At 37.4% G+C, this 21,447-nt stretch carries 16 protein-coding genes and 1 tRNA gene; 13 read left to right on the top strand and 4 right to left on the bottom strand.

Annotation, left to right across the window (positions count from 1 at the left end):
• The first annotated feature begins 2 nt into the window (after nt 1–2).
• From ISS83_01125 to ISS83_01095, 7 genes are all read left to right on the top strand, one after another.
• On the top strand, nt 3–2,423 hold the full coding sequence (locus ISS83_01125) for a leucine--tRNA ligase (GenBank protein MBL7142256.1): 2,421 nt from the start codon (nt 3–5) through the stop codon (nt 2,421–2,423).
• 4 nt (nt 2,424–2,427) lie between these two features.
• Nucleotides 2,428–4,248: a glutamine--fructose-6-phosphate transaminase (isomerizing) gene (gene glmS / locus ISS83_01120; GenBank protein ID MBL7142255.1), complete on the top strand. Its 1,821-nt coding sequence runs from the start codon at nt 2,428–2,430 to the stop codon at nt 4,246–4,248.
• A gap of 29 nt (nt 4,249–4,277) precedes the next feature.
• A complete protein-coding gene (locus ISS83_01115) occupies nt 4,278–5,924 on the top strand; it encodes an indolepyruvate ferredoxin oxidoreductase subunit alpha (GenBank protein ID MBL7142254.1) in 1,647 nt (548 codons plus the stop codon).
• Between the two features lie 54 nt (nt 5,925–5,978).
• Nucleotides 5,979–6,587, top strand: a complete 609-nt coding sequence (locus ISS83_01110) for an indolepyruvate oxidoreductase subunit beta (protein MBL7142253.1) — start codon at nt 5,979–5,981, stop codon at nt 6,585–6,587.
• Nucleotides 6,588–6,694: 107 nt separating this feature from the next.
• Nucleotides 6,695–7,051 carry a hypothetical protein gene (locus ISS83_01105; protein ID MBL7142252.1) on the top strand — a complete coding sequence of 119 codons (357 nt, stop codon included), beginning with the start codon at nt 6,695–6,697 and terminating at the stop codon, nt 7,049–7,051.
• A 267-nt stretch (nt 7,052–7,318) separates the two neighbouring features.
• Nucleotides 7,319–7,597 (top strand): hypothetical protein, encoded by a 279-nt coding sequence (locus tag ISS83_01100; GenBank protein ID MBL7142251.1) that lies wholly within the window; start codon nt 7,319–7,321, stop codon nt 7,595–7,597.
• A 579-nt stretch (nt 7,598–8,176) separates the two neighbouring features.
• Entirely contained in the window at nt 8,177–9,070 is an 894-nt protein-coding gene (locus ISS83_01095) for a cysteine synthase family protein (protein ID MBL7142250.1), read from the top strand.
• Nucleotides 9,071–9,170: 100 nt separating this feature from the next.
• On the opposite strand, the gene murA is transcribed toward ISS83_01095, so the two are convergent.
• Nucleotides 9,171–10,430, bottom strand: a complete 1,260-nt coding sequence (gene murA, locus ISS83_01090) for a UDP-N-acetylglucosamine 1-carboxyvinyltransferase (GenBank protein MBL7142249.1) — start codon at nt 10,428–10,430, stop codon at nt 9,171–9,173.
• 172 nt (nt 10,431–10,602) lie between these two features.
• On the opposite strand from murA, the gene ISS83_01085 reads away from it, so the two are divergent.
• From ISS83_01085 to ISS83_01060, 6 genes are all read left to right on the top strand, one after another.
• Nucleotides 10,603–11,586, top strand: coding sequence for a YvcK family protein (locus ISS83_01085; protein ID MBL7142248.1), 984 nt, complete (start codon nt 10,603–10,605; stop codon nt 11,584–11,586).
• Entirely contained in the window at nt 11,583–12,377 is a 795-nt protein-coding gene (locus ISS83_01080) for an inositol monophosphatase (GenBank protein MBL7142247.1), read from the top strand. Before ISS83_01085 ends, ISS83_01080 begins: the two co-directional genes overlap by 4 nt.
• Before the next feature lie 21 nt (nt 12,378–12,398).
• Nucleotides 12,399–13,844 (top strand): phosphomannomutase/phosphoglucomutase, encoded by a 1,446-nt coding sequence (locus ISS83_01075; protein ID MBL7142246.1) that lies wholly within the window; start codon nt 12,399–12,401, stop codon nt 13,842–13,844.
• A gap of 4 nt (nt 13,845–13,848) precedes the next feature.
• Nucleotides 13,849–15,099: an NTP transferase domain-containing protein gene (locus ISS83_01070; protein MBL7142245.1), complete on the top strand. Its 1,251-nt coding sequence runs from the start codon at nt 13,849–13,851 to the stop codon at nt 15,097–15,099.
• Nucleotides 15,100–15,760: 661 nt separating this feature from the next.
• A complete protein-coding gene (locus tag ISS83_01065; protein ID MBL7142244.1) occupies nt 15,761–16,303 on the top strand; it encodes a hypothetical protein in 543 nt (180 codons plus the stop codon).
• 155 nt (nt 16,304–16,458) lie between these two features.
• Complete coding sequence (locus ISS83_01060) at nt 16,459–17,043, top strand: threonylcarbamoyl-AMP synthase (GenBank protein MBL7142243.1); 585 nt, start codon at nt 16,459–16,461, stop codon at nt 17,041–17,043.
• A gap of 33 nt (nt 17,044–17,076) precedes the next feature.
• Here ISS83_01060 and ISS83_01055 read toward each other — a convergent pair.
• The 3 genes from ISS83_01055 to ISS83_01045 all read right to left on the bottom strand — a co-directional run bounded on the left by ISS83_01055 (nt 17,077) and on the right by ISS83_01045 (nt 21,315).
• Nucleotides 17,077–17,163 (bottom strand) — tRNA-Leu (locus tag ISS83_01055).
• A gap of 19 nt (nt 17,164–17,182) precedes the next feature.
• A complete protein-coding gene (gene topA / locus ISS83_01050; protein MBL7142242.1) occupies nt 17,183–19,252 on the bottom strand; it encodes a type I DNA topoisomerase in 2,070 nt (689 codons plus the stop codon).
• Nucleotides 19,253–19,365: 113 nt separating this feature from the next.
• Nucleotides 19,366–21,315: a DEAD/DEAH box helicase gene (locus ISS83_01045; protein ID MBL7142241.1), complete on the bottom strand. Its 1,950-nt coding sequence runs from the start codon at nt 21,313–21,315 to the stop codon at nt 19,366–19,368.
• Nucleotides 21,316–21,447: the final 132 nt, after the last annotated feature.

Below are 21,447 nucleotides of genomic sequence, written 5' to 3'. Positions count from 1 at the left end.
CAATGGAAGCTTATAATCATCAGAAAATTGAGAAAAAATGGCAGGAATATTGGGAAGAAAGTGGCTTTTATAAGGCAGTGGATTCTTCGAAAAAGCCAAAACAATACATTCTAATTGAATTTCCTTATCCTTCGGGAGACGGCCTTCATGTTGGCCACTGCCGCAGCTATTCTGCGTTAGATGCAGTAGCTAGAAAAAAGAGAATGGAGGGTTTTAATGTTTTATATCCCATTGGCTGGGATGCTTTTGGTCTGCCGACTGAAAACTATGCCATAAAAACAGGCGTTCACCCGAAAACAGCCACTGAAAAGAACATTGCCAATTTCAAAAGGCAGTTGAAATCTTTGGGTCTTTCTTTTGATTGGAGTCGGGAAATAAATACCACCGACCCAAAATATTACAAGTGGACTCAGTGGATATTTTTACAACTATTCAAAAAGGGATTGGCTTACCAGGCAGAAATTCCTATTAATTGGTGTCCTTCTTGTAAAATCGGTTTGGCTCACGAGGAAGTGATAGGTGGTAAGTGTGAGCGTTGCGGCGCGCAAACCGAGCAGAAAACGATTAAACAATGGTTATTGAAGATAACAAAATATGCCGATCGATTGATTGAGGATTTGGATAAGGTTGATTACCTTGAAAAAATCAAAATCCAGCAGATTAACTGGATTGGCAAGAGTTACGGGACTGAAGTTGATTTTAAAATTGAAAAATTCGATAAAACGGTAACGGTTTTTACCACTCGTGTTGACACTATCTTTTCTGGCACATATTTAATTTTAGCCCCTGAGAGCAAGCTGGTAAAAGAAATTACTACAGAGGAGCAAAAAGCAGAGGTGGAAAGATATATTAAAGAAACAGCCAAGAAAAACGAATTAGAGCGTATCGAGCTGGAAAAAGAGAGAAATGGCGCATTTACTGGCGCATATGCAATTAATCCTGCTACTGATGAAAGAATACCGATATGGATAGCAGATTTTGTGTTGGCGCATTACGGGACTGGTGCTGTTTTTGCCGATGCCCATGATCAAAGAGATTTTGAAATGGCTAAAAAATATAATATTCCCTTGAAAGTTTCTTTAAGGCCGGAAGACGATGAACTTTGGGGAAAAGTAAAAAACTTGGAAGTATGTTGTCCGGAAGAGGGAATCTTAGTGAACTCTGGGAAATTTGATGGCCTGACGTCGAGGGAAGCAATAAAAAAAATTACTGAGTGGTTTGAGAAAAGGAAAGTCGGCAGAAAAGCAATAAATTACAAACTACGTGATTGGGTTTTTTCCAGGCAGCATTACTGGGGAGAGCCGATTCCGATTATCCATTGTGAAAAATGCGGAGCAGTTCCTGTCTCAGAAAAGGAATTGCCGATTGAACTCCCATATGTTGAAAAATACCAGCCAACAGGAACAGGAGAATCACCTTTATCCAAAATTGAAGAATGGGTTAATGTAAAATGTCCGAAATGCAAAGGGCCCGCCAAACGAGAAACAGATACCATGCCTAACTGGGCAGGTTCTAATTGGTATTACATTCGCTATACTGATCCTGGAAATGATAAAAAAATAGCCGATAAAAAGAAATTGAAACATTGGTTGCCGGTTGACTGGTACGATGGAGGGTTTGAACATACTACCTTGCATTTGCTGTATTCTCGTTTTTGGTACAAATTTCTTTACGATATCGACGTCGTTCCAGGACCTGAACCGTACAAAAAAAGGACTTCGCACGGCATAGTCTTGGCTGAAGACAGCAGAAAAATGTCAAAGTCTTTCGGTAACGTTATTAATCCCGATGACATTGTTAAAAGCTTTGGCGCTGACAGCTTGAGACTTTATGAAATGTTTATGGGACCATTTGATCAGGCGATCAATTGGAATATTAATGGGCTGAAGGGTTGTTATAGGTTTTTAGATAAAATATGGAAATTAAGTTTTAAAGTGAATCAGGAAAAAGGAATTAATAGCCAAGAATTGGAGAAGCTGGTTCACAAAACAATTAAAAAAATAAATGAGGATTTGGAAGATTTCAAATTCAATACAGCAGTTTCAGCTTTAATGATATTAGCCAATCGTTTTGAAATAGAAGAAAAGATTTCTCTTTCTTATTATTCTTTATTCCTGGTTATTTTAGCTCCTTTTGCGCCGCATATTACTGAAGAGCTTTGGGGGCAGTTAGGGAATAAGGATTCAATCCATAAGCAATCTTGGCCGAAATACGACAAGAAACTGATTAAAGACGATATGATAACTTTAGTTGTTCAGGTTAACGGTAGAGTCAGAGATAAGATTGAGGTTGAAGCTGATATTTCCGAAGAAAAAGCCAAAGAACTTGCAATTTCCAGTCAAAATGTTAAAAAATGGGTACAGAATAAAGAAATTAAAAAGGTAATTTTCGTTCCCAGAAGATTAATCAATATCGTAATCTAAATTTATGTGTGGTATTGTCGGTTACATCGGCAAAAACAATGATGTTAGGGTGGGACTGGACGTTTTAAGAAGATTGGAGTACCGAGGATATGATTCAGCAGGCGTTGCCTGGTATAGTCCTGAAAAAAAGGAGATTTTCTGTTTGAAGAAAGCAGGCAGGATAGACGATTTGGAAAAATTAATCGCAGAAAGTAATTTGGAGTTAAGGGGCAATCCTTTTATTCTACACACGAGGTGGGCAACCCACGGTGGGGTGACAGATGAAAACGCTCACCCGCACTGGGACTGTAAAAAAGAGATTTTTTCTATTCATAACGGCATTATTGAGAATTACCGGGAATTAAAGGAAAAGTTGATTAAAGAAGGCCATAAATTCAGCTCTGAAACCGATACTGAAGTTTTATCTCATTTAATTGAAAAATATTTTGATGGGAATCTTGAGGAGGCAGTTAGAAAGGCTTTAAGAGAAATAAGAGGTACTTACGGACTGGTTGTTATCGCTAAAAAAGATCCTAGTAAAATAGTTGCTGCCCGTCTTTCTTCTCCTCTGATTTTGGGCGTTAATCAGGACGGAATCTTGATTGCCTCTGACCCTTCAGCTGTCATTACCCATACCAGGCAAGTCATTAATTTAGACGACAATGAAATTGCCGTTTTAAAAATGGATAATTTCCATATTTTAAAAGAAAAAGCATTTGTCCAAATTGATTGGACGCCGGAAGAGGCGCAAAAAGGCATCTACCCTCACTTTATGCTGAAAGAAATCATGGATGAGCCGGAAGCTATTGAGAATGCTATCAGGGGAAGACTTTTATTGGATGAAGGAAATGTAAAACTGGGAGGATTGGCTTCTTCAGAACATAAATTAAGGGAAATCAAGAAAGTGTTTCTAATAGCTTGCGGTACAGCTTCTTATGCAGCTAGGGTTGGCGAATATATGTTGGAAGAATATGCTAATTTGCCCGCAGAAGTTGATTTGGGGTCGGAATTCCGCTATAGAAAGCCGATTATCGACAAAAACACAGCCGGCATATTTGTTTCTCAATCAGGCGAAACAGCAGATACTTTAGCTGCCATAAAAGAAATGAAAGAGAAAGGAGCTTTGACTTTGGGAATTACGAACGTTGTCGGCTCCAGCCAATCCAGGGAAACAGCAGCTGGTATCTATACAAGGTCAGGACAGGAAGTGGCTGTAGCTTCAACTAAAGCGTTTTTGGGGCAATTATCTACTTTAGCCATGATTACCGTTTATTTGGGAAGGCAAAGGGATATGTCTTTGGTAATGGGCAAAAGAATTGTTTCTGAACTTTCAAAATTGCCTGATCTTGCCAGAAGAGTTTTAAGCCAAAGCGCTGAGATTGAAGCATTAGCAAAGAAATACAAAGATTTCAAGAACTTTTGGTTTATAGGCAGAAAATATAATTATCCGATTTCTCTGGAAGGAGCTTTAAAGCTAAAAGAAACCTCTTATTTGCACGCAGAAGGAGTGGCTGCTGGAGAGTTGAAACATGGAGCTTTGGCTTTGGTAGAAGAGGATTTTCCGACTGTCGCCATTTGTCCTTCAGATTCGGTTTATGACAAAGTGGTTTCCAATATTCAGGAGATTAAAGCGAGAAAAGGACCGGTTTTAGCCATAGCTACTGAAGGCAATGAAGACATTAAAAAGCTGGTTGATGACGTAATTTACATTCCTAAAACCTTGGAAATGTTAACTCCTATTTTAGCAGTTATTCCTTTGCATCTTTTCGCTTATTATGTGGCTGTTGCCCTTGGCAACGACGTTGATAAGCCGAGAAACCTGGCAAAGTCCGTGACAGTGGAATAGTCAGGTGATATTTTGTATAATAATTCTATATGGATAAACTCCTTTCAAAAGAAGGTGGGAAGAAAATTATCTTATTGGGTAATGAAGCAATCGTTAGAGGCGCCTTGGAAGCAGGCGTCAATTTTGTTTCAACTTATCCTGGGACACCTGCTTCGGAAATCGGCAACACTTTCTTTAAGATTGCCAAAGATGCTGGCGTTTACTTTGAATTTTCGACTAATGAAAAAGTGGCTTTGGAAGCTGGCATTGGCGCCAGTTTTTCCAGTTTGAAAACATTGGTAGCTATGAAGAACTTTGGCTTAAATGTTTGTTTGGACGCTTTAATTCCCTTTGTTTATACAGGAACCAAAGGGCCAACAGTTATTATCGTGGCTGATGATCCTTCTTGCCACAGTTCAGCTCAATCAGAGGAAAACACCAGGCCAATGGATAATCTTATCCATATACCCATTCTCGAGCCATCAGATCCGCAAGAATGTCTGGATTTTGTAAAACTAGCTTTTCAGATTTCAGAAAAGTTCAATATTCCAGTAATGGTTAGAACAACCACCAGAGTGGCTCATCAGAAAATGCCTGTTAAAATCTCAAATCTCAAGTCTCAAGTTTTGAAAAAAGGAGAATTTATCAAAGATGTGAAAAGATTCGTCACTTTGCCCCCAAGAGTCCTGGAAATGAAAAGGGAATTGTTTGAGAAAATAGAAAAGATTAGAAGTTTTTCCGAGGCTTTTTTGAAGATTGAGGGCAAAAAGCAAAAAATAGGCATTATTACTTCTGGAGTTTCTTATCTATATGTAAAAGAAGCATTAACAGAACTGAAACTGGATTTGCCTGTTTTAAAGCTTACTTTTTCCTATCCTTTGGCAGAAAAAGGAATAAAATCATTTATTAAAAATCTTAAAAAGGTTTTAGTGGTTGAGGAGCTGGAAGCTCATTTGGAAAAAGAGGTAGAAAGGCTGGCTAAGCAAGCTAACTGCAAACTGGAGGTTTTTGGGAAAAACTTGCTGCCAGTAGTTGGAGAATTAAAGCCAGAATATGTAGTTGAAGCTGTCGCGAAAATAACTGGTAGGAAATATAAATCTGTAAAATATGATTTTAAAGCTTTAAAGCGCTCTCCGCAGCTTTGTCCTGGTTGTCCTTACTGGCTGGTTATTTCAGCCATTAAAAAAGCAGTTGATGTGAATAAGGTGATATTTGGAGGAGAGATAGGCTGCTATATGCTTTTTGGCAATTCACCGGTAAATCTCCAAGATTATTTGTCTTGCATGGGCTCTTCAGTAGGTATTGCCCATGGTATTAAAAAAGCCCTTCAATTTAATTCAGGGCAAGCCACTTCTCAGAAGTTGATTACTTTTGTTGGTGATTCTTCTTTCTTTCATTCTGGCATTCCAGCTTTGATAAACACTGTTTTTAACAAATCAAATCCTTTAATCATTATTCTAAATAATGAAACCACTGCTATGACAGGACACCAGCCACATCCTGTTTCTGTGGGTATAAAGACAGATATTAGCATTGAGAAGCTAGTCAGGGCCTGCGGCGTAAAACACGTTAAAACAATTGATCCTGTGAACCAGAAGGAATTCATTAATACAATAAAAGAGTTTGTGGCAAAAGATGAAGTTTCAGTAATTATTTCTAAACATCCTTGTAAGTTCGTTGTTCCAAAAAATGATTAAAAAAGTTAACCCCGTTAGAAATTGCGTATTAACGTGGGAATAAAATTATTTATTATGAATAAGAAAACAAATCAAATTTCTAACGGGGCAAGGCAATTCAATATGGTCATAGTCGGCACTGGCGGACAGGGCCTGATTACTCTTTTGCAGATAATTTCAGAAGCAGCTACGTTTGAGGGATATGATGTTAGGACTTCTGAACTGCACGGATTATCTCAGAGAGGTGGTTCTGTTGAAGTGCATATCAGATTCGGAAAGAAAATCTTTTCTCCAATGGTTGCCCAAGGAAAAGCAGATTTGGTTTTAGGTTTGGAAGAGCAGGAGATTTTAAATGGAATATATTTTGCCAATCCGAAAACAAACTTTTTAATAAATCAGCTTATAATTCCAATTCCTTTGAAAAAACCTTTGCCTGAAGCTGAAATTTTATTTCAGTTAAAGGAAATTAGTAAAAAGATTAAGGTAGTTCCAGCTGATAAACTCTGCCAGGAAAAACTGGGGAAAAGCGTTGTTTCCGGAATTTATTTGATAAGTTTTGCTGCGTTTAAAGGATTAATTCCTTTGAAACCAGCATCAATCCAGAAAGCGATTAAAGAAGTAATTCCGGAAAAATATCTAGAATTAAACTTGAAAACGTTTGAGTTGGCGAAGAAAAAGAATTAGCGGTTCGAATCCTACCTCCGGAGCTGACAATTTCAAGCCGCTAGGGCTTGATTTTTTTGTCTGAATGAATAATATAAAATTATAGTTCTTTTAGGAGGTAGATAAAAATGGCTCTGGAGATTGGAGTTAAAAGGACGAAAAGACGACCAATTGCTAAAAACTGTCGCTTCTGTGGTAAATTCATGGAACTTTGGTGGGCTGAAGCAGGAGCTGTTGAGAAAAAATTTGATTGTATGGGTTATCCTCTTGTTCCAATATTTTATTGTCAAGATTGCAACGAATCTGACAATGAAATTACTGACCCAAGAGATTATGAATGGCTTCTTTACGAAGAGACTATAGATTTCGAAGAAGCAAAAAAAGAGCTTGACCCTCGTGAATTTTTCCTTCTCTTGTTAGATTACCATCGGATGCGACAGAGGTTTCAGAACAGACCATATTTGGCAATCCCACACCTTGCATAAATAGACCATTCTTTATTGAGTGGTCTTTATTTTATTAAACAGGTTCTAACCCTTCGATGCGACTCAGGGCAGGCATCGTCCAACCAGGGGAGCCCATTCGACTCGCTTCGCTCGCTCAGGGCAAGCTATGATAAAAATCGCCAATTCGCCTTTCGGCGGTGGCGGGTTTTTGGCTAAGATTGACAATTATAAAATTATATTATATAATATAGACAGAAGGAAATAGAGTTTTTCTTTCTAATCCAATACGAAAGGAGGTGAGAAAACATGGAAATGACTGATGAGCGGTTTAATAAGATTGGTTGCCAGGTCTTAATAGGCCAATTTCTTCGTGATACGTCGTTGCATCGTTTAGTCAAACTAGACGAGAATGACATAAAGAAGAGAGTTGGTCAATTTGCTCAAGAGATGGACGGTTTAACTGACGACGTTATGGAGTTCGTTACAAAAGATGAACTCCTTGAGTTCGTCAAACGTCTCATGGGCAAAGTTACCTTAATGGTAAACCGAGTAAACGACATGACTCAACAGATTAAGTTCCGTTAACTCTTACCTCAAAAGGGGAAGCATGGTTAGGACAATGGTCCGTAAGGGTAATTGCACTTTCTCTACAGCAATGTAGGGCGATTAGGCAGGATAAGAACCCATCCTTCTTCCCCTTCCTTCCCCAAGTAAGCCTCAGAAAGAGATTTGCTTGGGACAAGAAATCAGCTTATTAGCTGGTTTTTTGTTTAGGGCTCTAACATCGTCCAGTCAGTTCTCTTAGTTGAGCCAGCACCACTTCAGGATACTTAAACACCTCCTCCCGGCTTAAAGTTCTAAAATCGTCCGCTAGGGCGAGCCCATTCGACTCGCTTCGCTTGCTCAGGGCAAGCCACGATAAAAATCGCCAATCCGCCTTTCGGCGGTGGCGGTTTTTTGATGGATGGGTTGACTTTTTTATTTAATTATGATAAAATTAAAATATGGGAGAAATTAGATTGCATAAAAATAACAATATTTATTGTTGCATTCTCGGGATACCCTCGGGAAGCGTTTGTTTTGTTTGATTTATAATAATTAGCTTAAAACAATAATTCCCGAGGAAGTCGGGATTTTTTATTTTTAACTTAAATTAAAATTATGTTGTATAAAAATATTCTTAAAACAATTGGAAATACTCCTCTGGTAAAAATTAATAAACTTAACCCTAGTCCTTATGTTTTAATTTATGCAAAACTAGAAGGGTTTAATCCAACGGGTAGCGTAAAAGATAGGATTGCTTTAGAAATGATTGAACAAGCAGAAAGAGAAGGGGTATTAACAAAAGATAAGACTATTATTGAACCAACTTCAGGCAATACTGGGATTGGTTTGGCTATGCTCGGGGCTATAAAGGATTACAAAGTTAAAATCGTTATGAGTAGAGCGGTTTCAATCGAAAGAAGAAAAACCATTTTAGCATTTGGAGCAAAATTAATTTTAACTAACCCAAAACTTGGAACCGATGGAGCAATAATTAAGGCAAGAGAATTGGTTGAAAGAAATCCTGACAAATACTTTATGCCAGACCAATTCTCAAACGAATATAATAAACTTACCCATTATAAGAAAACAGCAGAGGAAATATGGAGACAAACAAAAGGAGATATTAATTATTTTGTTTCAGCAATTGGAACCTCTGGCACGATTATGGGAGTGGGTAAATATTTAAAAGAAAAGAATCCCAAAATAAAGATTGTTAGTGCTCATCCTGTCAGGGGTCATTATATTCAAGGATTAAAGAATATGAAAGAAGCGATAGCGTCGTCAATATATGACCCATCAAAAATAGATAGAACAATTATGGTAAAGACCGAAGATGCGTTTGAAACAGCAAGGCAAATTGTTAAAAAAGAAGGAATTTTTGTTGGCATGAGTAGTGGTGCTGCAATGTATGCAGCTATTGAGGTGGCCAAAAGAATAAAATCAGGAAAGATTGTAGTTATTTTTCCAGATAGGGGAGAAAAATATCTCAGCACAAATTTATTTAATCAGTAAAACAGGTTCTAACCCTTCGATGCGGCTCAGGACAGGCATCGTCCGACCAGAGGGTTTACTAAAAAACAAAAAAACCGCCTCCTCGACGATTTTCAATTTATTAAATCTTTTCAATTCGAGCTCCTAGTTTTTTTAATTTCTCCTCAATATTTTCATGTCCTCTTTCAACCTGGGATATGTTTTCAATCGTTGTTTGGCCTTTTGAGATTAATCCCGCCAGGATTAAAGCTGCGCCTGATCTTATATCCGAGGCGTTTATTTTATTTCCGATCAATTCTGTTTTGCCGAAAATCAGAGCCCGGTGAGGGTCGGTTATTTCAATATCAGCTCCCAGCTTTCTTAATTCGTGCAAATACTGGAATCGGTTTTCATACAGCGGGTCGTGTACGAGAGACTTGCCTTGGCATTGGGTTAATAGAACGGATGTTTGAGGCTGCAAATCAGTCGGGAAGCCGGGATAAAGAAGAACTTGGATTTTGGCCGGTTTAAAATTAAATGATTTCTTAACTGAAATTTCATTGTTTATAATATCGAAATTCACTCCTATCTCTTTCATTTTTCCCAGGAAAAAGGTCATATGGTCTGGATTTACATTCTTTATCTTCCCTTCGCCGCCAGTTAAGGCAAAGGCGATGAAAAAAGTTCCGGCTTCCAATAAATCAGGGCATAATGAGAATTCAGCGCCTGATAATTTATCTTTTCCTTCAATTTCAATAGTATGAGTGCCGATTCCTTCTATACTCGTGCCCATTTTCCTCAGAAACATTCCTAAATCCTGGACTTGTGGTTCAGCAGCAGCAATCTCAATTTTAGTTCTTCCTTGGGCTCTACTAGCTAACATCATTAGGATTTCCGTGGCAGTCACTGAAAACTCCTTTAAGGCTATTTTCTTTCCTTCTATTCTTTCTGGTGCTTGGAAATGGTAAAAGCCGTCTTTTTCTTCTGTTTTTATTCCGAAGTTTTCAAGAGCTTCCAAGTGCGTGGTAATCGGTCTTAAACCTATTTTGTCTCCGCCAGGATGGGGGATTTTGAATTTTTTAAACCTTATAGCTAAAGGAGCGATGAATAAAACAGAAACCCTCATTTTTTCAAAGAGGTCTGCCGGGATTTTTTCAGGGTCTATGTTTTTTGGATTGATTCTTATTTTTCTCGGACTCAATTGTTCTATCTCTGCGCCCATTTGCCTTAGAATTTCAATCTGGTTTGAAACATCGGTTACCTGGGGAAGGTTATCAATAACAGAAGGTTCTTCGGAAAGCAAAACAGCCGCCAAAATAGCGCCGGCTGAATTCTTATAACCTGAGATTTCAACTTCTCCAGAAAGAGGAATACCTCCTTGTATTAAAAATTTGTCAGTCATAGTCGAATTTTGTAGTCGAAGAGGATAAATCCTCTTCTTCGCTTTCATTCCGCTGTCGCGGAACTCGGTTTTTGGCGAAGACGACGAAGTCGTCTTCTTCACCTTCATTCCGCTGTCGCGGAACTCGGTTTTTGACTTAAAGGTATTTTTAGTTTAATATAAAAATTGATTTATGTCAAAAACTAAGAAAATCGTTGTTATTGGGGGCGGAACCGGTTCTTTTACGGTTCTTTCCGGTTTAAAGAAATATCCGGTTGACCTTTCAGCCGTTGTTTCAATGACCGACTCAGGAGGAAGTAACAAGGTTATTCGCGATGAATTAGGTTTGTTGCCGACCAGCGATATAAGGCAGTGCTTTGTTGCTTTGGCTGAAGAAGGCAAAGAACAATCGTTAAGAAAGCTTTTTATTTACCGCTTTTCAAAAGGAAATGGGTTAAAAGGCATGACCTTTGGCAATTTGTTTTTAGCTGCTCTATCTGACATTTTTGGTTCTCAGGTGGTAGCGATTAAAAAAACAAGCCAGATTCTTAAAATTAAAGGAAGAATTTTGCCAGTGACTTTGACTGATTCAAATTTAGTGGCAATTTATGAAAACGGAAAGAAAGTTGTCGGAGAGCATTTAATTGATGGGCCCAAACATAATGGTAAATTGAAGATTAAGAAAGTCTTTTTGAAGCCAAAAGCTAAAATATATTATGAAGCAAAAAAAGCGATTTTGAACGCAGATTTGGTTGTTATCGGGCCTGGCGATTTATATACCAGCATAATAGCCGGATTACTAACAGAAGGAATATCCGGTGCGCTTAAAAAAACCAAAGCTAAGGTAGCATACGTTATGAACTTAATGACAAGATACGGCCAGACATTCGGTTTTACTGCCAAAGACCATATTCAGGTTTTGGAAAAATATTTAGGACGTGATTGTTTAGACTATGTTTTGATTAATACAAAATCCATGGCAAAGAGCGCTTTGGAAAAATATAAGAAAGTGAAAGAGTTTCCGGTTGTTGACGATTTGAAAGACAGCTATTTTAAAGTAATCAGGAGAGATTTTTTAAGCAGAAAAGAGACAAAGCACGTTCCCGGAGATATTTTAAAAAGAAGCCTTATCCGTCACGATTCTAATAAATTAGCAAAAGCTTTATTTAAACTATGAATTTGAAACTAGTTCAGCGATTTACCATAGATTTAGCTGAAAAAGCCGGCAAAATACTTTTAGATAATTTGGATAAAATAGAAATTGTTAAGTTTAAAGACAGGCAAGATATTGCTACTAACATTGATTATAAGGTTGAGAATTTAATTATAAATAAGATTAAAAAGAATTTTCCCGGGCATACTATCAATACAGAAGAAAAAGGAATAATAAGGGGAAAATCAGATTATACTTGGATCATTGACCCGCTAGATGGCAGCAAACACTATATCAGAAGGCTTCCGTTATTTAATGTCTCAATAGCTTTACAACACAAGAATGAAATTATTTTCGGATTAGTTTATAATCCAATGACAAAAGAAATGTTTTACGCAGCTAAAAATAAAGGTGCGTATTTGAACGGCAAGAGAATCAAAGTTTCCAGTAAAAGCAATTTAAAAGATAGTTTTATCTTTGCTGAATTGCCAAGTTGTGGCATGTCGCGCAATAAATTTAATAAAAATTCAAAGATTTTGACAAAGCTTAATTTGAATTCTTATCGCGTTAGGGCACTTGGTTGTGGTCCCCTCGGACTTTCTTATGTAGCCTCAGGCGCTTTTGAGGCATATATTGCTCTTGGAATACCGCCCAAAATAGGAGATATTGCTGCTGGTTTGCTTATTTTAAAAGAAGCTGGCGGAAAATATACTGATTTGAAAGGAAATCCGCTTCAATTAAGAGAAGCAAACGATTGTTTGATTTTAGCTTCTAATATTAAGGCCCATAAAGCTATTTTAAGATTGTTGAAATAAATTAATTAGATTAGACTTTCAATGAAAATTAATCCAGAAATTTTTCGTCTTTACGATATCAGGGGGATATATCCTCAGGATATTAATGAAGAAATGGCTTATCAGGTTGGCCGTTACTTTATTCATTTTTTGCGGAAAAAATCAAAAAAGAAGACATTAACCGTTGGAATAGCAAAAGATATTCGTTATTCTTCTCCAGAGCTTTTTCGAGGGCTTTCAAAGGGAATTATTCATGAAGGATGCAATATTATTGATTTAGGCTTAATAATAACTCCTGCTCTTTATTTTGCCGTTTCTCATTTGAGACTTGATGGAGGAATAATTATTACCGCTTCGCATAATCCCAACCCTTTTAATGGTTTCAAATTAACGCGCGAGAAAACCATTCCCCTTTCTGGCGAAACTGGAATTTTTTGGATAAGAGATCAATTAGCAAAGAAAGCCTTTCAAAAAGAAAAATTACCCTTATTTAAGGGCAAGATCACTAAGAAAAACATTGAAAAAGATTATATAAATTCTGTTTTTAAATTAAATAAGATAAATAAAAAAATATTTAAAAAATTATCTGTTGCAATTGATGCTGGGAATGGAATGGGCGGCCCCATTTTTCTCAAAGTTCTTAAAAAAATAGGCATTAAAGTTTATCCTATTTATTGCAAACCAGATGGCGATTTCCCCAACCATGTTCCTGATCCCTCTTTTAGAAATAATTTAAAGGATATTGTTTCTTTAGTCAGAAAAAAGAGGCCTAATTTTGGCATTATTTTAGATGGAGACGCTGACAGAATCATATTCATTGACGAAAAAGGCAATCCGATCAGGGGAGATTTAATAACGGCATTAATGGCTAAGATTATATTAAAGGAATGGAAAGGGAAAAATAAGCCAAAAATTCTTTATGATATTCGGTCAAGTAACGTTTTAAAGGAAGTTATTAAAGAAGAGGGTGGTGTTCCTATCCATTTTAAAATTGGACATGCTTTAATAAAAGAAAAAATGAGAAAAGATAATATTTTTTTTGGCGGGGAATTAACTGGCCATTATTATTTGGGGCAAAACTTATTTTACGAAGTTCCATTCTTTGTATTTTTAAAGATTGTAAATGAAATGAAAAAAACCAAAAAAACTTTATCGGAACTGATAAAACCTCTTCAAAAGTATTTTCATTCTGGCGAAATATATTTTGAAACAAAAGCAAAAGAGGGGAAAATCAAAGAATTGAAAAAGAAGTATAAAACAGGTAAGATTTCAGAACAGGACGGTTTAAGGGTGGATTTTAATGATTGGTGGTTTTTAGTAAGGCCGTCCAACACTGAACCGGTAATCAAGCTGGTGGTGGAGGCAAAAACCCGTAATTTAATGGAAAAAAAGAGAAAGGAATTAATTAAGAATATCGGCGCTCCAATGTTTTCCAGGCCATTAAGCTATAGGACAGCTGACTTACATAAGAAGAAAAAAACTTATTAAAATTATGCAATATCAAGCAGTAATCTTGGCGGCAGGCGAATCTTCTCGTTTCTGGCCGCTAAACGGAAAGCATAAATCTCTTATTAAAATAATGGGGAAACCTTTGATTTGGTATACGATAGATGGATTAATTAAATCAGGCATAAATGAAATTATAATTGTGCAGGATAAAGAAATGGCAGTTGAAAAAGAAATTTCTGATTATCAATTTCCTAAATGCAAAATAACTTACATAATCCAAGCTGAAGCCAATGGCATGGGAGATGCTTTATGGCAGGCTAAAGATTTGATAAGAGATAATTTTATAGTTTTAAACGCTGAAATGGTTGAGTGTTCAGACGTTTTTAATCAATTAATATCAAAATTAGGGGAAGCAAAAGCTGTTTTAGCCGGCCAGCAGACAAAAACTCCTGAACTTTTCGGCATGGCAAGAGTAAGCGGAGATAAAATTACAGAGATTATCGAAAAGCCAAAATTATCAGAAGCGCCCTCAGACATTAAAGTATCCGGTATTTATTTATTATCAAAAGATTTTTTTCAGACTTTCGAGAAGGCGGGACAAGGAAAGTATAATTTTGAAGCAGCGCTTTCTGAATATATAAAGAACAATGATGTCAGATTAGTTATTTTGCAGGAAAAAGAGGAAGATATTCCTTTTTTGAAATATCCATGGCACTTATTTATTATCGAAAAGTATTTATTTGATAAGCTTTTGAAGCCGAAAATTGAGAAATCAGCTAAGGTTGCGAAAAATGTAATTATTGAAGGAAATGTATATATTGGTGAAAATGTTAGGATTTTTGAAAATGTAACCATTAAAGGGCCTTGCTATATAGGGGCCAATAGCATTATCGGCAACAATTCTTTGATTCGTGGTTATTCCAATTTAGAAAACAATGTTTTAATCGGTGCTTTTGTTGAAGTGGCTCGAACAATCTTCCAGCAAAGCGTAACCATTCATTCTGGTTATTTTGGCGATTCGGTTTTGGGAGAAGGATGTCTTGTTGGAGCAGGAATGATTACTGCCAATGTCAGGATTGACAGGGGAGAAGTTATGGTTAAACCGGAAATAGCCACTGGATTGAAGTCCTTGGGAGCGATTGTCGGCAAAAACACTAAAATCGGCATCAGGTGCTCTTTGATGCCCGGCGTTTTAATCGGTTCTGACTGCTTAATCGGGCCGAATTCCGTTGTTTTTGAAAATATAGAGGATAAGACTACTTTTTATACCGAATTCAAAGGAATTAAAAGATAAATTTTCTTATATTGACAAGAGTTTGTTTTTTTAATATTCTGATTATATAGTCCAATATTCTTGATTAGGACAGAAAGGAGGGTAAATGAGGCACATAAGAGACCCTATAGAGATGGCAGTCTTTTATGGTCATTATACCGGTGATGCCAAGAAGGACGGCGCCCTGGCTATTCCGGGCCACCGTGGTTCTGGACATCTGGGCCAGCAGCAGTAGCGCAACACTTAGCTACATTTGCTGGCACGGGTCAATTGACTTGACCCACAGTTCATTGTCCGCAGGGTTTTTCCCTGCCTCGGTGCATGAAACAGTCCTGTCTCAGTTTTAGAAGGGAAGACAGAAGCAGAGGAGATATCCTATTTGTAGGCAGGACTGTTTCTCCAAAGCACTTTTTATTTAAAGGAGGTGGTGCTTATTGAATGCGGCTTGACTTAAATAGATAGCCATTCTACAAGCCCTGGTGCAAGCCTGAGCATTTCGCCATCTATTTCGAGCGAGCCCTGCTATATAACCAAAAGCAGGGCTCTATTTATTATTTTTTAATTTCTTTAACCATTGACAAAAAGCTCTGATTTAGTATAATAAATCAGTTTCTTTGAAAGGAGAGATAGGGAATGTAATAGTTATTGATAGCTCTAGAAAAAAAATAAATGGAGGTGCGAAATGACTTCGGGAGCTAGCTGGACTATTGTAGTTTTAGTGGCATTGGCTCTTCTTTTGACAGTTGGCTTTTGTGTTCCGATAAAACAAGAAAGCTATATTGTCCAGGAGCCTTATGATGTCCAAGAGGCTTATACGGTTCCAGATCCCTACCAGGTAACGGAAACCTATACCGAAGATGAACCGTACGATGCTACAGAGTATTATACCGAATACGAACCATACTCATATCAAGTAGCCTGTGGTATATATGCTTGTGGACGGAATTGTAATCCAAAACCATGGCCGTCCCCTCCGGGACATCCTCCAATACCGCCCCCTCCGGAACCTGAATGTTCACCAATCTACTGCACAAATTATTGTACGGAGACTGGATTTAGGGAAGTAACGAAGAGCCGGACAGTTACAAAGCATAAAGAGGTTACGAAAGAAAGGACTGTCACTCAGTATAGGGAGTTAACAAAGTACCGGACCGTTACAAAGTACAGATCGGTTACTCTCTATCGAATGGTGCCCTTCTTCGGCTACACTTCGCCACCCAATTGATTTGAATACAAAAACTCCAAATACTGGGGATTCTGAATAAGGGTCCCCAGTTTTCATTTTAAATTCAAAAAATGATAGAATAAAAAAATGAATCCCGTTAGAAATTCTTTACGGAAATCTAATGGGATAAATAAAACTATTAAATTTCTAACGGGATGGAAATTTTAAATCTTTCATCAAAAACTTTCTCAAATATAATTAGAAAAGCAGTTGAGATAGTGAGAAAAGGCGGAATTGTTGTTTTCCCGACAGATACTGTTTACGGATTGATGGCTGACGCGACGAATGAAAAAGCAGTTGAAAAGATTTTCAAAATTAAAAAAAGAAAAAAAACAAAGTCTTTGCCGATTTTTATAAGCAATCTGAAAACGGCGAAAAAACTTGCTATAATAGACAAAAAGCAAGAAAGATTCTTAAAATCTGTTTGGCCCGGTAAAACAACAGTAGTTTTAAAAAGAAGAAATAAAATAAAGATATACGGCGTTAATAAAGATACTATTGCCCTTAGGATTCCTAATTATGCTTTATTGAATAAGCTACTTGGAAAAATCAAAAAACCCCTTGTTCAAACTTCAGCGAATATTTCGGGCAAAAAGCCGCTAATGGACGTAAAAGAAATAATCAAGCAATTTAAGAAAGACAAGCCCGATTTAATAATTTCTGCTGGTAAATTAAAATTAGCTAAACCCTCAAAAGTGATTGATAATACCAGTTCTCAGCCGAAGATTTTGAGGGAATAAAAAATCCCTTATTCAAATAGGGGATTTTAAAATTGGTGCCTGGGGTGGGACTCGAACCCACACAAGATTGCTCTTATACGATTTTGAGTCGTACGCGTAAACCAATTCCGCCACCCAGGCAAATTCTCATTTAAGATTATCAAAGTTTTCTTTCTTTTTCAATTTTAAAGTCACATTCTTTATTCGAGCATTTTTCTCCCCACCTTATCGTTTTTACCATGAGCGAGTCGCATTTTTTGCATTTTTCTCCGGTCGGTTTATCCCACAAGGCAAAGTCGCATTTGGGGAATTGGTCGCAGCCATAGAATATCTTTCTTTTTTTGGTTCTCTTTTCAACGATTTTCCCATTTTTGCATTTCGGACATTTGACTCCGAGATTGTTTTTTTCTAAGGATTCGGTATAACGGCATTTCGGGAATTTGGAGCAGGCGTAGAATTCTCCGTATCTGCCGATTCGTATCAACAAAGGGGCGCCGCATTTTGGGCAGGTTTTTTCCGTCGGTTTTTCAGTGATATCTTTTTTGGAAACCTCTTCATATTTTTGTTTAAGGTTCTTTTCGAATGGTTTGTAGAATTCTTTGATTACCGGTACAAGTTCTTTCTTTTTTTGGGCGATTTCGTCCAAATCTTCTTCCATTTTGGCTGTAAAACCGATATCAACGATTTCAGGGAAATGGGCAACTAAAAGGTTATTGACCACTGTTCCGATTTCAGTCGGCCTAAATCTTCTTTGTTCGTCTTTTTCAATATAGTTTTTATCCTGGATATTGGAAAGAATTGGAGCATAGGTTGAGGGCCTGCCTATTCCGTTTTCTTCTAAGGTCTTGATGATGGTTGCTTCGTTGTAGCGGGCAGGCGGTTCGGTAAAGTGCTGTGAAGGGTCTAATTTTACTAATTTCAGAACCTCATCTTTCTTTAAAGACGGCAGATCTTTTTCTTCATATTTGATCGGATAAATCTTCAAGAACCCGTCAAATTTTAGCATCTGTCCGTTAACCCGGAAAGTATGGTTTTTGGCTGAAATGTCCACGGTCGTAGAATCAAAGATTGCCTGGCTCATTTGGCAGGCGACGAATCTTCGCCAGATCAAATCGTAAAGCCGAGCCGCAGCGACGGCTGAAGAAGAGGATTTATCCTCTTCGCCTAGTTTTAATTTTTCAGGGGATTTGTCAGGGTAACTGGGCCTTATTGCTTCGTGGGCTTCCTGGGCGCCTTTTGCTTTTGTTTTGTATTTTCTTGGGAATCCCGGCCAATATTTTTCTCCGCAATTGTCAATAATGAATTTTTTAGCGGAAAAGAGCGATTGGTTTGAAAGATTTAAAGAGTCGGTTCGGTGGTAGGTAATGAAACCCTTTTCATACAAGCCCTGGGCGATTCGCATTGTTATTTTTGCCGGAAGCCTGAATTTCTGCCAGGCTGTTTGTTGCAAAGTGCTGGTGGTAAAAGGCGGCAAAGGATTTCTTTTTGTTTCTTTTTCATCAATATTTAATATTTTATACTCTACCTCATTTAAGTCTTTGACAATCTTATCTGCTTCTTTTTTGTTTGATATCTCCAGTTTGTCTAAAACTTTGTTGTCTTTTTTGATTAAAAAAGCTTCAAATATTTGTTTCAAGGCAGAAGATTTCTTTAGCAGGGCAATGATAGTCCAGTATTCCTGGGGCTTGAAGTTCTTTATTACTTCTTCCCTTTCAACTACCAATTTTACGGCTATTGACTGGACTCTGCCAGCAGACAGGCCCCTGGCCACTTTTTTCCATAAAAAAGGAGAGAGTTTGTATCCGACTATTCTGTCTAAAAATCTTCTGGCTTGCTGGGCGTCAACCAGAGCCATATCAATCTTTCTGGGATTTTCCAAAGCTTCTTTAATTGCTGATTTGGTGATCTCGTGGAAAACAATTCTTTTTGGATCTTTTAAATCCAAAGCTTGAGTCAGATGATAGGCGATTGCTTCTCCTTCCCTGTCTTCATCGGTAGCCAGGATTACAGAATCTGCCTTTTTAATTTCTTTTTTCAGAAGCTCTACGTTTTTTTTGGCTTTTGGCATAATGATGTATGTCGGAGCAAAGTCATTTTCCACATCAATGCCAAACTTAGTCTTGGGTAAATCCCTAACGTGGCCGTAAGAAGACAAGACTCTGTATTGTGAGCCTAAGAATTTTTCAAGTGTTTTCCCTTTAGTAGGGCTTTCGACAATTATAAGTTGCATGAACGTTTTTTTAATTTAGCATTGTTTTTTAAAAATACAAGCTTTTTTAATTTAGCTGTGTCTAATTTTCTCAACTGCTTCAGAAAGTACCCCGAAGGAAAACCTTCGGTTTCCTACGGGGCAGGTCTGGCAATTTTTAGCTTCTCAATAACCTCTGATAACATTTGACAATAGAGATTAAGACCCACACGGTTTATGCTGCCTGATTGCTCCTTGCCCAAGATATTGCCCGCTCCCCGTATTTCCAAATCTTTCAGAGCTATTTTATAGCCAGAGCCCAATTCTTCTGCCTCTTTTAAAGTTTTTAATCTTAATTTAGCTAAAGGAGACAATTTGTTGGGGTAAAGGAAATAGGAAAAAGCCTGGATATGAGAACGGCCGATCCTTCCTCTTATCTGATACGCCTGAGAAAGGCCTAAACGAGTGCTGTCAGCCACAATCAGCGTATTAACATTCGGTAAATCCAGCCCGTTTTCAATAATAGTCGTTGCCACTAAAACGTCAATTCTTTTGTCTTGAAAATCATCCATAGTTTTAAGCAGTTCTTTTTCTTTCATTCTGCCGTGGGCGATAGCGTATCTTGCTTTGGGAAATAGTTCTTTTAACGATTCTTTTATCATTTCAATCGTTTCCACCCTGTTGTAAAGGAAATATATTTGTCCTTTTCTTTTGATTTCATTTTCAATCGCTTTTTTAATGATTTCTTTTTTAAATGGCGATAGAAAAGTTTTAATTGGTAAGCGTCCGACAGGAGGCGTTTGAATCAAGCTGATGTTTTTTAGCGAAGAAAGCGCCATATATAGTGTTCGGGGGATAGGCGTGGCAGATAGCGACAAAACATCCAGAGAAGTCCTCATTTTTTTTAATCTCTCTTTTTGCTTTACGCCGAATCTTTGTTCGTCATCAATAATCAAAAGTCCGAGATTCTTAAAATCAATATCTTTCGATAAAAGACGATGAGTGCCGATGGCAATGTCAATTTTACCGGTCTTTAATTCTTCAATTATTTGTTTTTGTTCTTTTTTCGTTTGTAGCCGTGACAACAACGCTATTTTTATCGGCAAGCTTCCTAATCTTTCCTGAAACTTCTGGAAATGTTGATTGGCCAGAATGGTTGTGGGACAGATCATTACTGCCTGCCTGTTAGAAATTACCGCTTTTATTATTGCCCTTAAAGCCACTTCAGTTTTACCAAAGCCTACGTCTCCGCAAACAATTCTGTCCATTGGCTCTTGCTTTTCCATGTCTTTTTTAATGTCTTCAATAGCCTGTAATTGGTCAGGTGTTTCCTCGTATTTGAAAGTATCTGACAAATGCTGTTGGATTTCTTCTTCTAGTAAGTAAGACGGACGGGTGGCAATTTCCCTTTTAGCATAGATTTCTAAAAGCTCTTTGGCCAGTTTTTCCGTCTCTTCTTTTATCTTTCTTTTTACCCTTTGCCAAAGAGAGGAGCTTAATCTGGAGATTTTCGGTTCGATAAAACCAACGTATCTTGACAGTTTTCTTTCCAGCCCCAATGGCACATATAATTTATCGCCTTGCGCATATTCCAATTGATAATACTGCTGGTTATCAATTGTTATCTGCTGGAAGTAAATTCCGATGCCGTGGTCCAGATGAACTAAATATTCTCCGGGTTTTAGTCCCTTTAAATCGGAAAAAAGCTTTTGCGATTTCAATTTCTTTTTTAAAATCTCTTTTGCTGATTTTTCATCCTTGATTTCTATGGGAAGCTGTTCTATATTTTCAATTTTGTTTCCCAGGAATTCCAATCTTGCTGCTTTCATTGAATTAACGGGGAAAACATCAACAATTCCTCCTCGTTGCGAGAATTCTCCCGGTTCTGAAACCTGCCAAACCCTTTCGTATCCCATTTCGTCAAGTTTCCTTAGGGTCTCAGAAAGGTTGTTTTTCTGGTTTTTCATTAGAAAGAGGATATTGTCTTGGAAAAAGGCTTGGGTTTTCTTCGCTTCCAGGAGTTTGTCAAGGTTTTCTTTAAGCCAAAAGTTCCCCTTTCCCAAAAAGTAGGGGGTGATACTACAAATTAAAAGTCTTTCTATCATTGACCCCGTTAGAAATTTTTGATCCATAGGCATTACCCAATAGTTAATTTTAAGAATAATAAATAATTGTTCTAAATACCTACAAATGTAAAATTTCTAACGGGGTTGACAAATTCATTCAATTATGTATAA

The organism is Candidatus Paceibacterota bacterium (assembly GCA_016782605.1).
Lineage (GTDB): Bacteria > Patescibacteriota > Minisyncoccia > Minisyncoccales > RBG-13-42-11 > BS750m-G71.
This window is presented reverse-complemented; position numbering and strand designations above follow the sequence as displayed.

What these genes read in the sequence shown, in the direction of transcription:
- ISS83_01105 (MBL7142252.1), top strand. Translation starts at nt 6,695, where the DNA reads ATGGCTCTGGAGATTGGAGTTAAAAGGACGAAAAGACGACCAATTGCT.
- ISS83_01065 (MBL7142244.1), top strand. Translation starts at nt 15,761, where the DNA reads ATGACTTCGGGAGCTAGCTGGACTATTGTAGTTTTAGTGGCATTGGCT.
- ISS83_01085 (MBL7142248.1), top strand. Translation starts at nt 10,603, where the DNA reads ATGTCAAAAACTAAGAAAATCGTTGTTATTGGGGGCGGAACCGGTTCT.
- ISS83_01070 (MBL7142245.1), top strand. Translation starts at nt 13,849, where the DNA reads ATGCAATATCAAGCAGTAATCTTGGCGGCAGGCGAATCTTCTCGTTTC.
- ISS83_01080 (MBL7142247.1), top strand. Translation starts at nt 11,583, where the DNA reads ATGAATTTGAAACTAGTTCAGCGATTTACCATAGATTTAGCTGAAAAA.
- ISS83_01075 (MBL7142246.1), top strand. Translation starts at nt 12,399, where the DNA reads ATGAAAATTAATCCAGAAATTTTTCGTCTTTACGATATCAGGGGGATA.
- ISS83_01125 (MBL7142256.1), top strand. Translation starts at nt 3, where the DNA reads ATGGAAGCTTATAATCATCAGAAAATTGAGAAAAAATGGCAGGAATAT.
- murA (MBL7142249.1), bottom strand. Translation starts at nt 10,430, where the DNA reads ATGACTGACAAATTTTTAATACAAGGAGGTATTCCTCTTTCTGGAGAA.
- ISS83_01115 (MBL7142254.1), top strand. Translation starts at nt 4,278, where the DNA reads ATGGATAAACTCCTTTCAAAAGAAGGTGGGAAGAAAATTATCTTATTG.
- ISS83_01100 (MBL7142251.1), top strand. Translation starts at nt 7,319, where the DNA reads ATGGAAATGACTGATGAGCGGTTTAATAAGATTGGTTGCCAGGTCTTA.
- topA (MBL7142242.1), bottom strand. Translation starts at nt 19,252, where the DNA reads ATGCAACTTATAATTGTCGAAAGCCCTACTAAAGGGAAAACACTTGAA.
- ISS83_01060 (MBL7142243.1), top strand. Translation starts at nt 16,459, where the DNA reads ATGGAAATTTTAAATCTTTCATCAAAAACTTTCTCAAATATAATTAGA.
- ISS83_01110 (MBL7142253.1), top strand. Translation starts at nt 5,979, where the DNA reads ATGAATAAGAAAACAAATCAAATTTCTAACGGGGCAAGGCAATTCAAT.
- glmS (MBL7142255.1), top strand. Translation starts at nt 2,428, where the DNA reads ATGTGTGGTATTGTCGGTTACATCGGCAAAAACAATGATGTTAGGGTG.
- ISS83_01045 (MBL7142241.1), bottom strand. Translation starts at nt 21,315, where the DNA reads ATGATAGAAAGACTTTTAATTTGTAGTATCACCCCCTACTTTTTGGGA.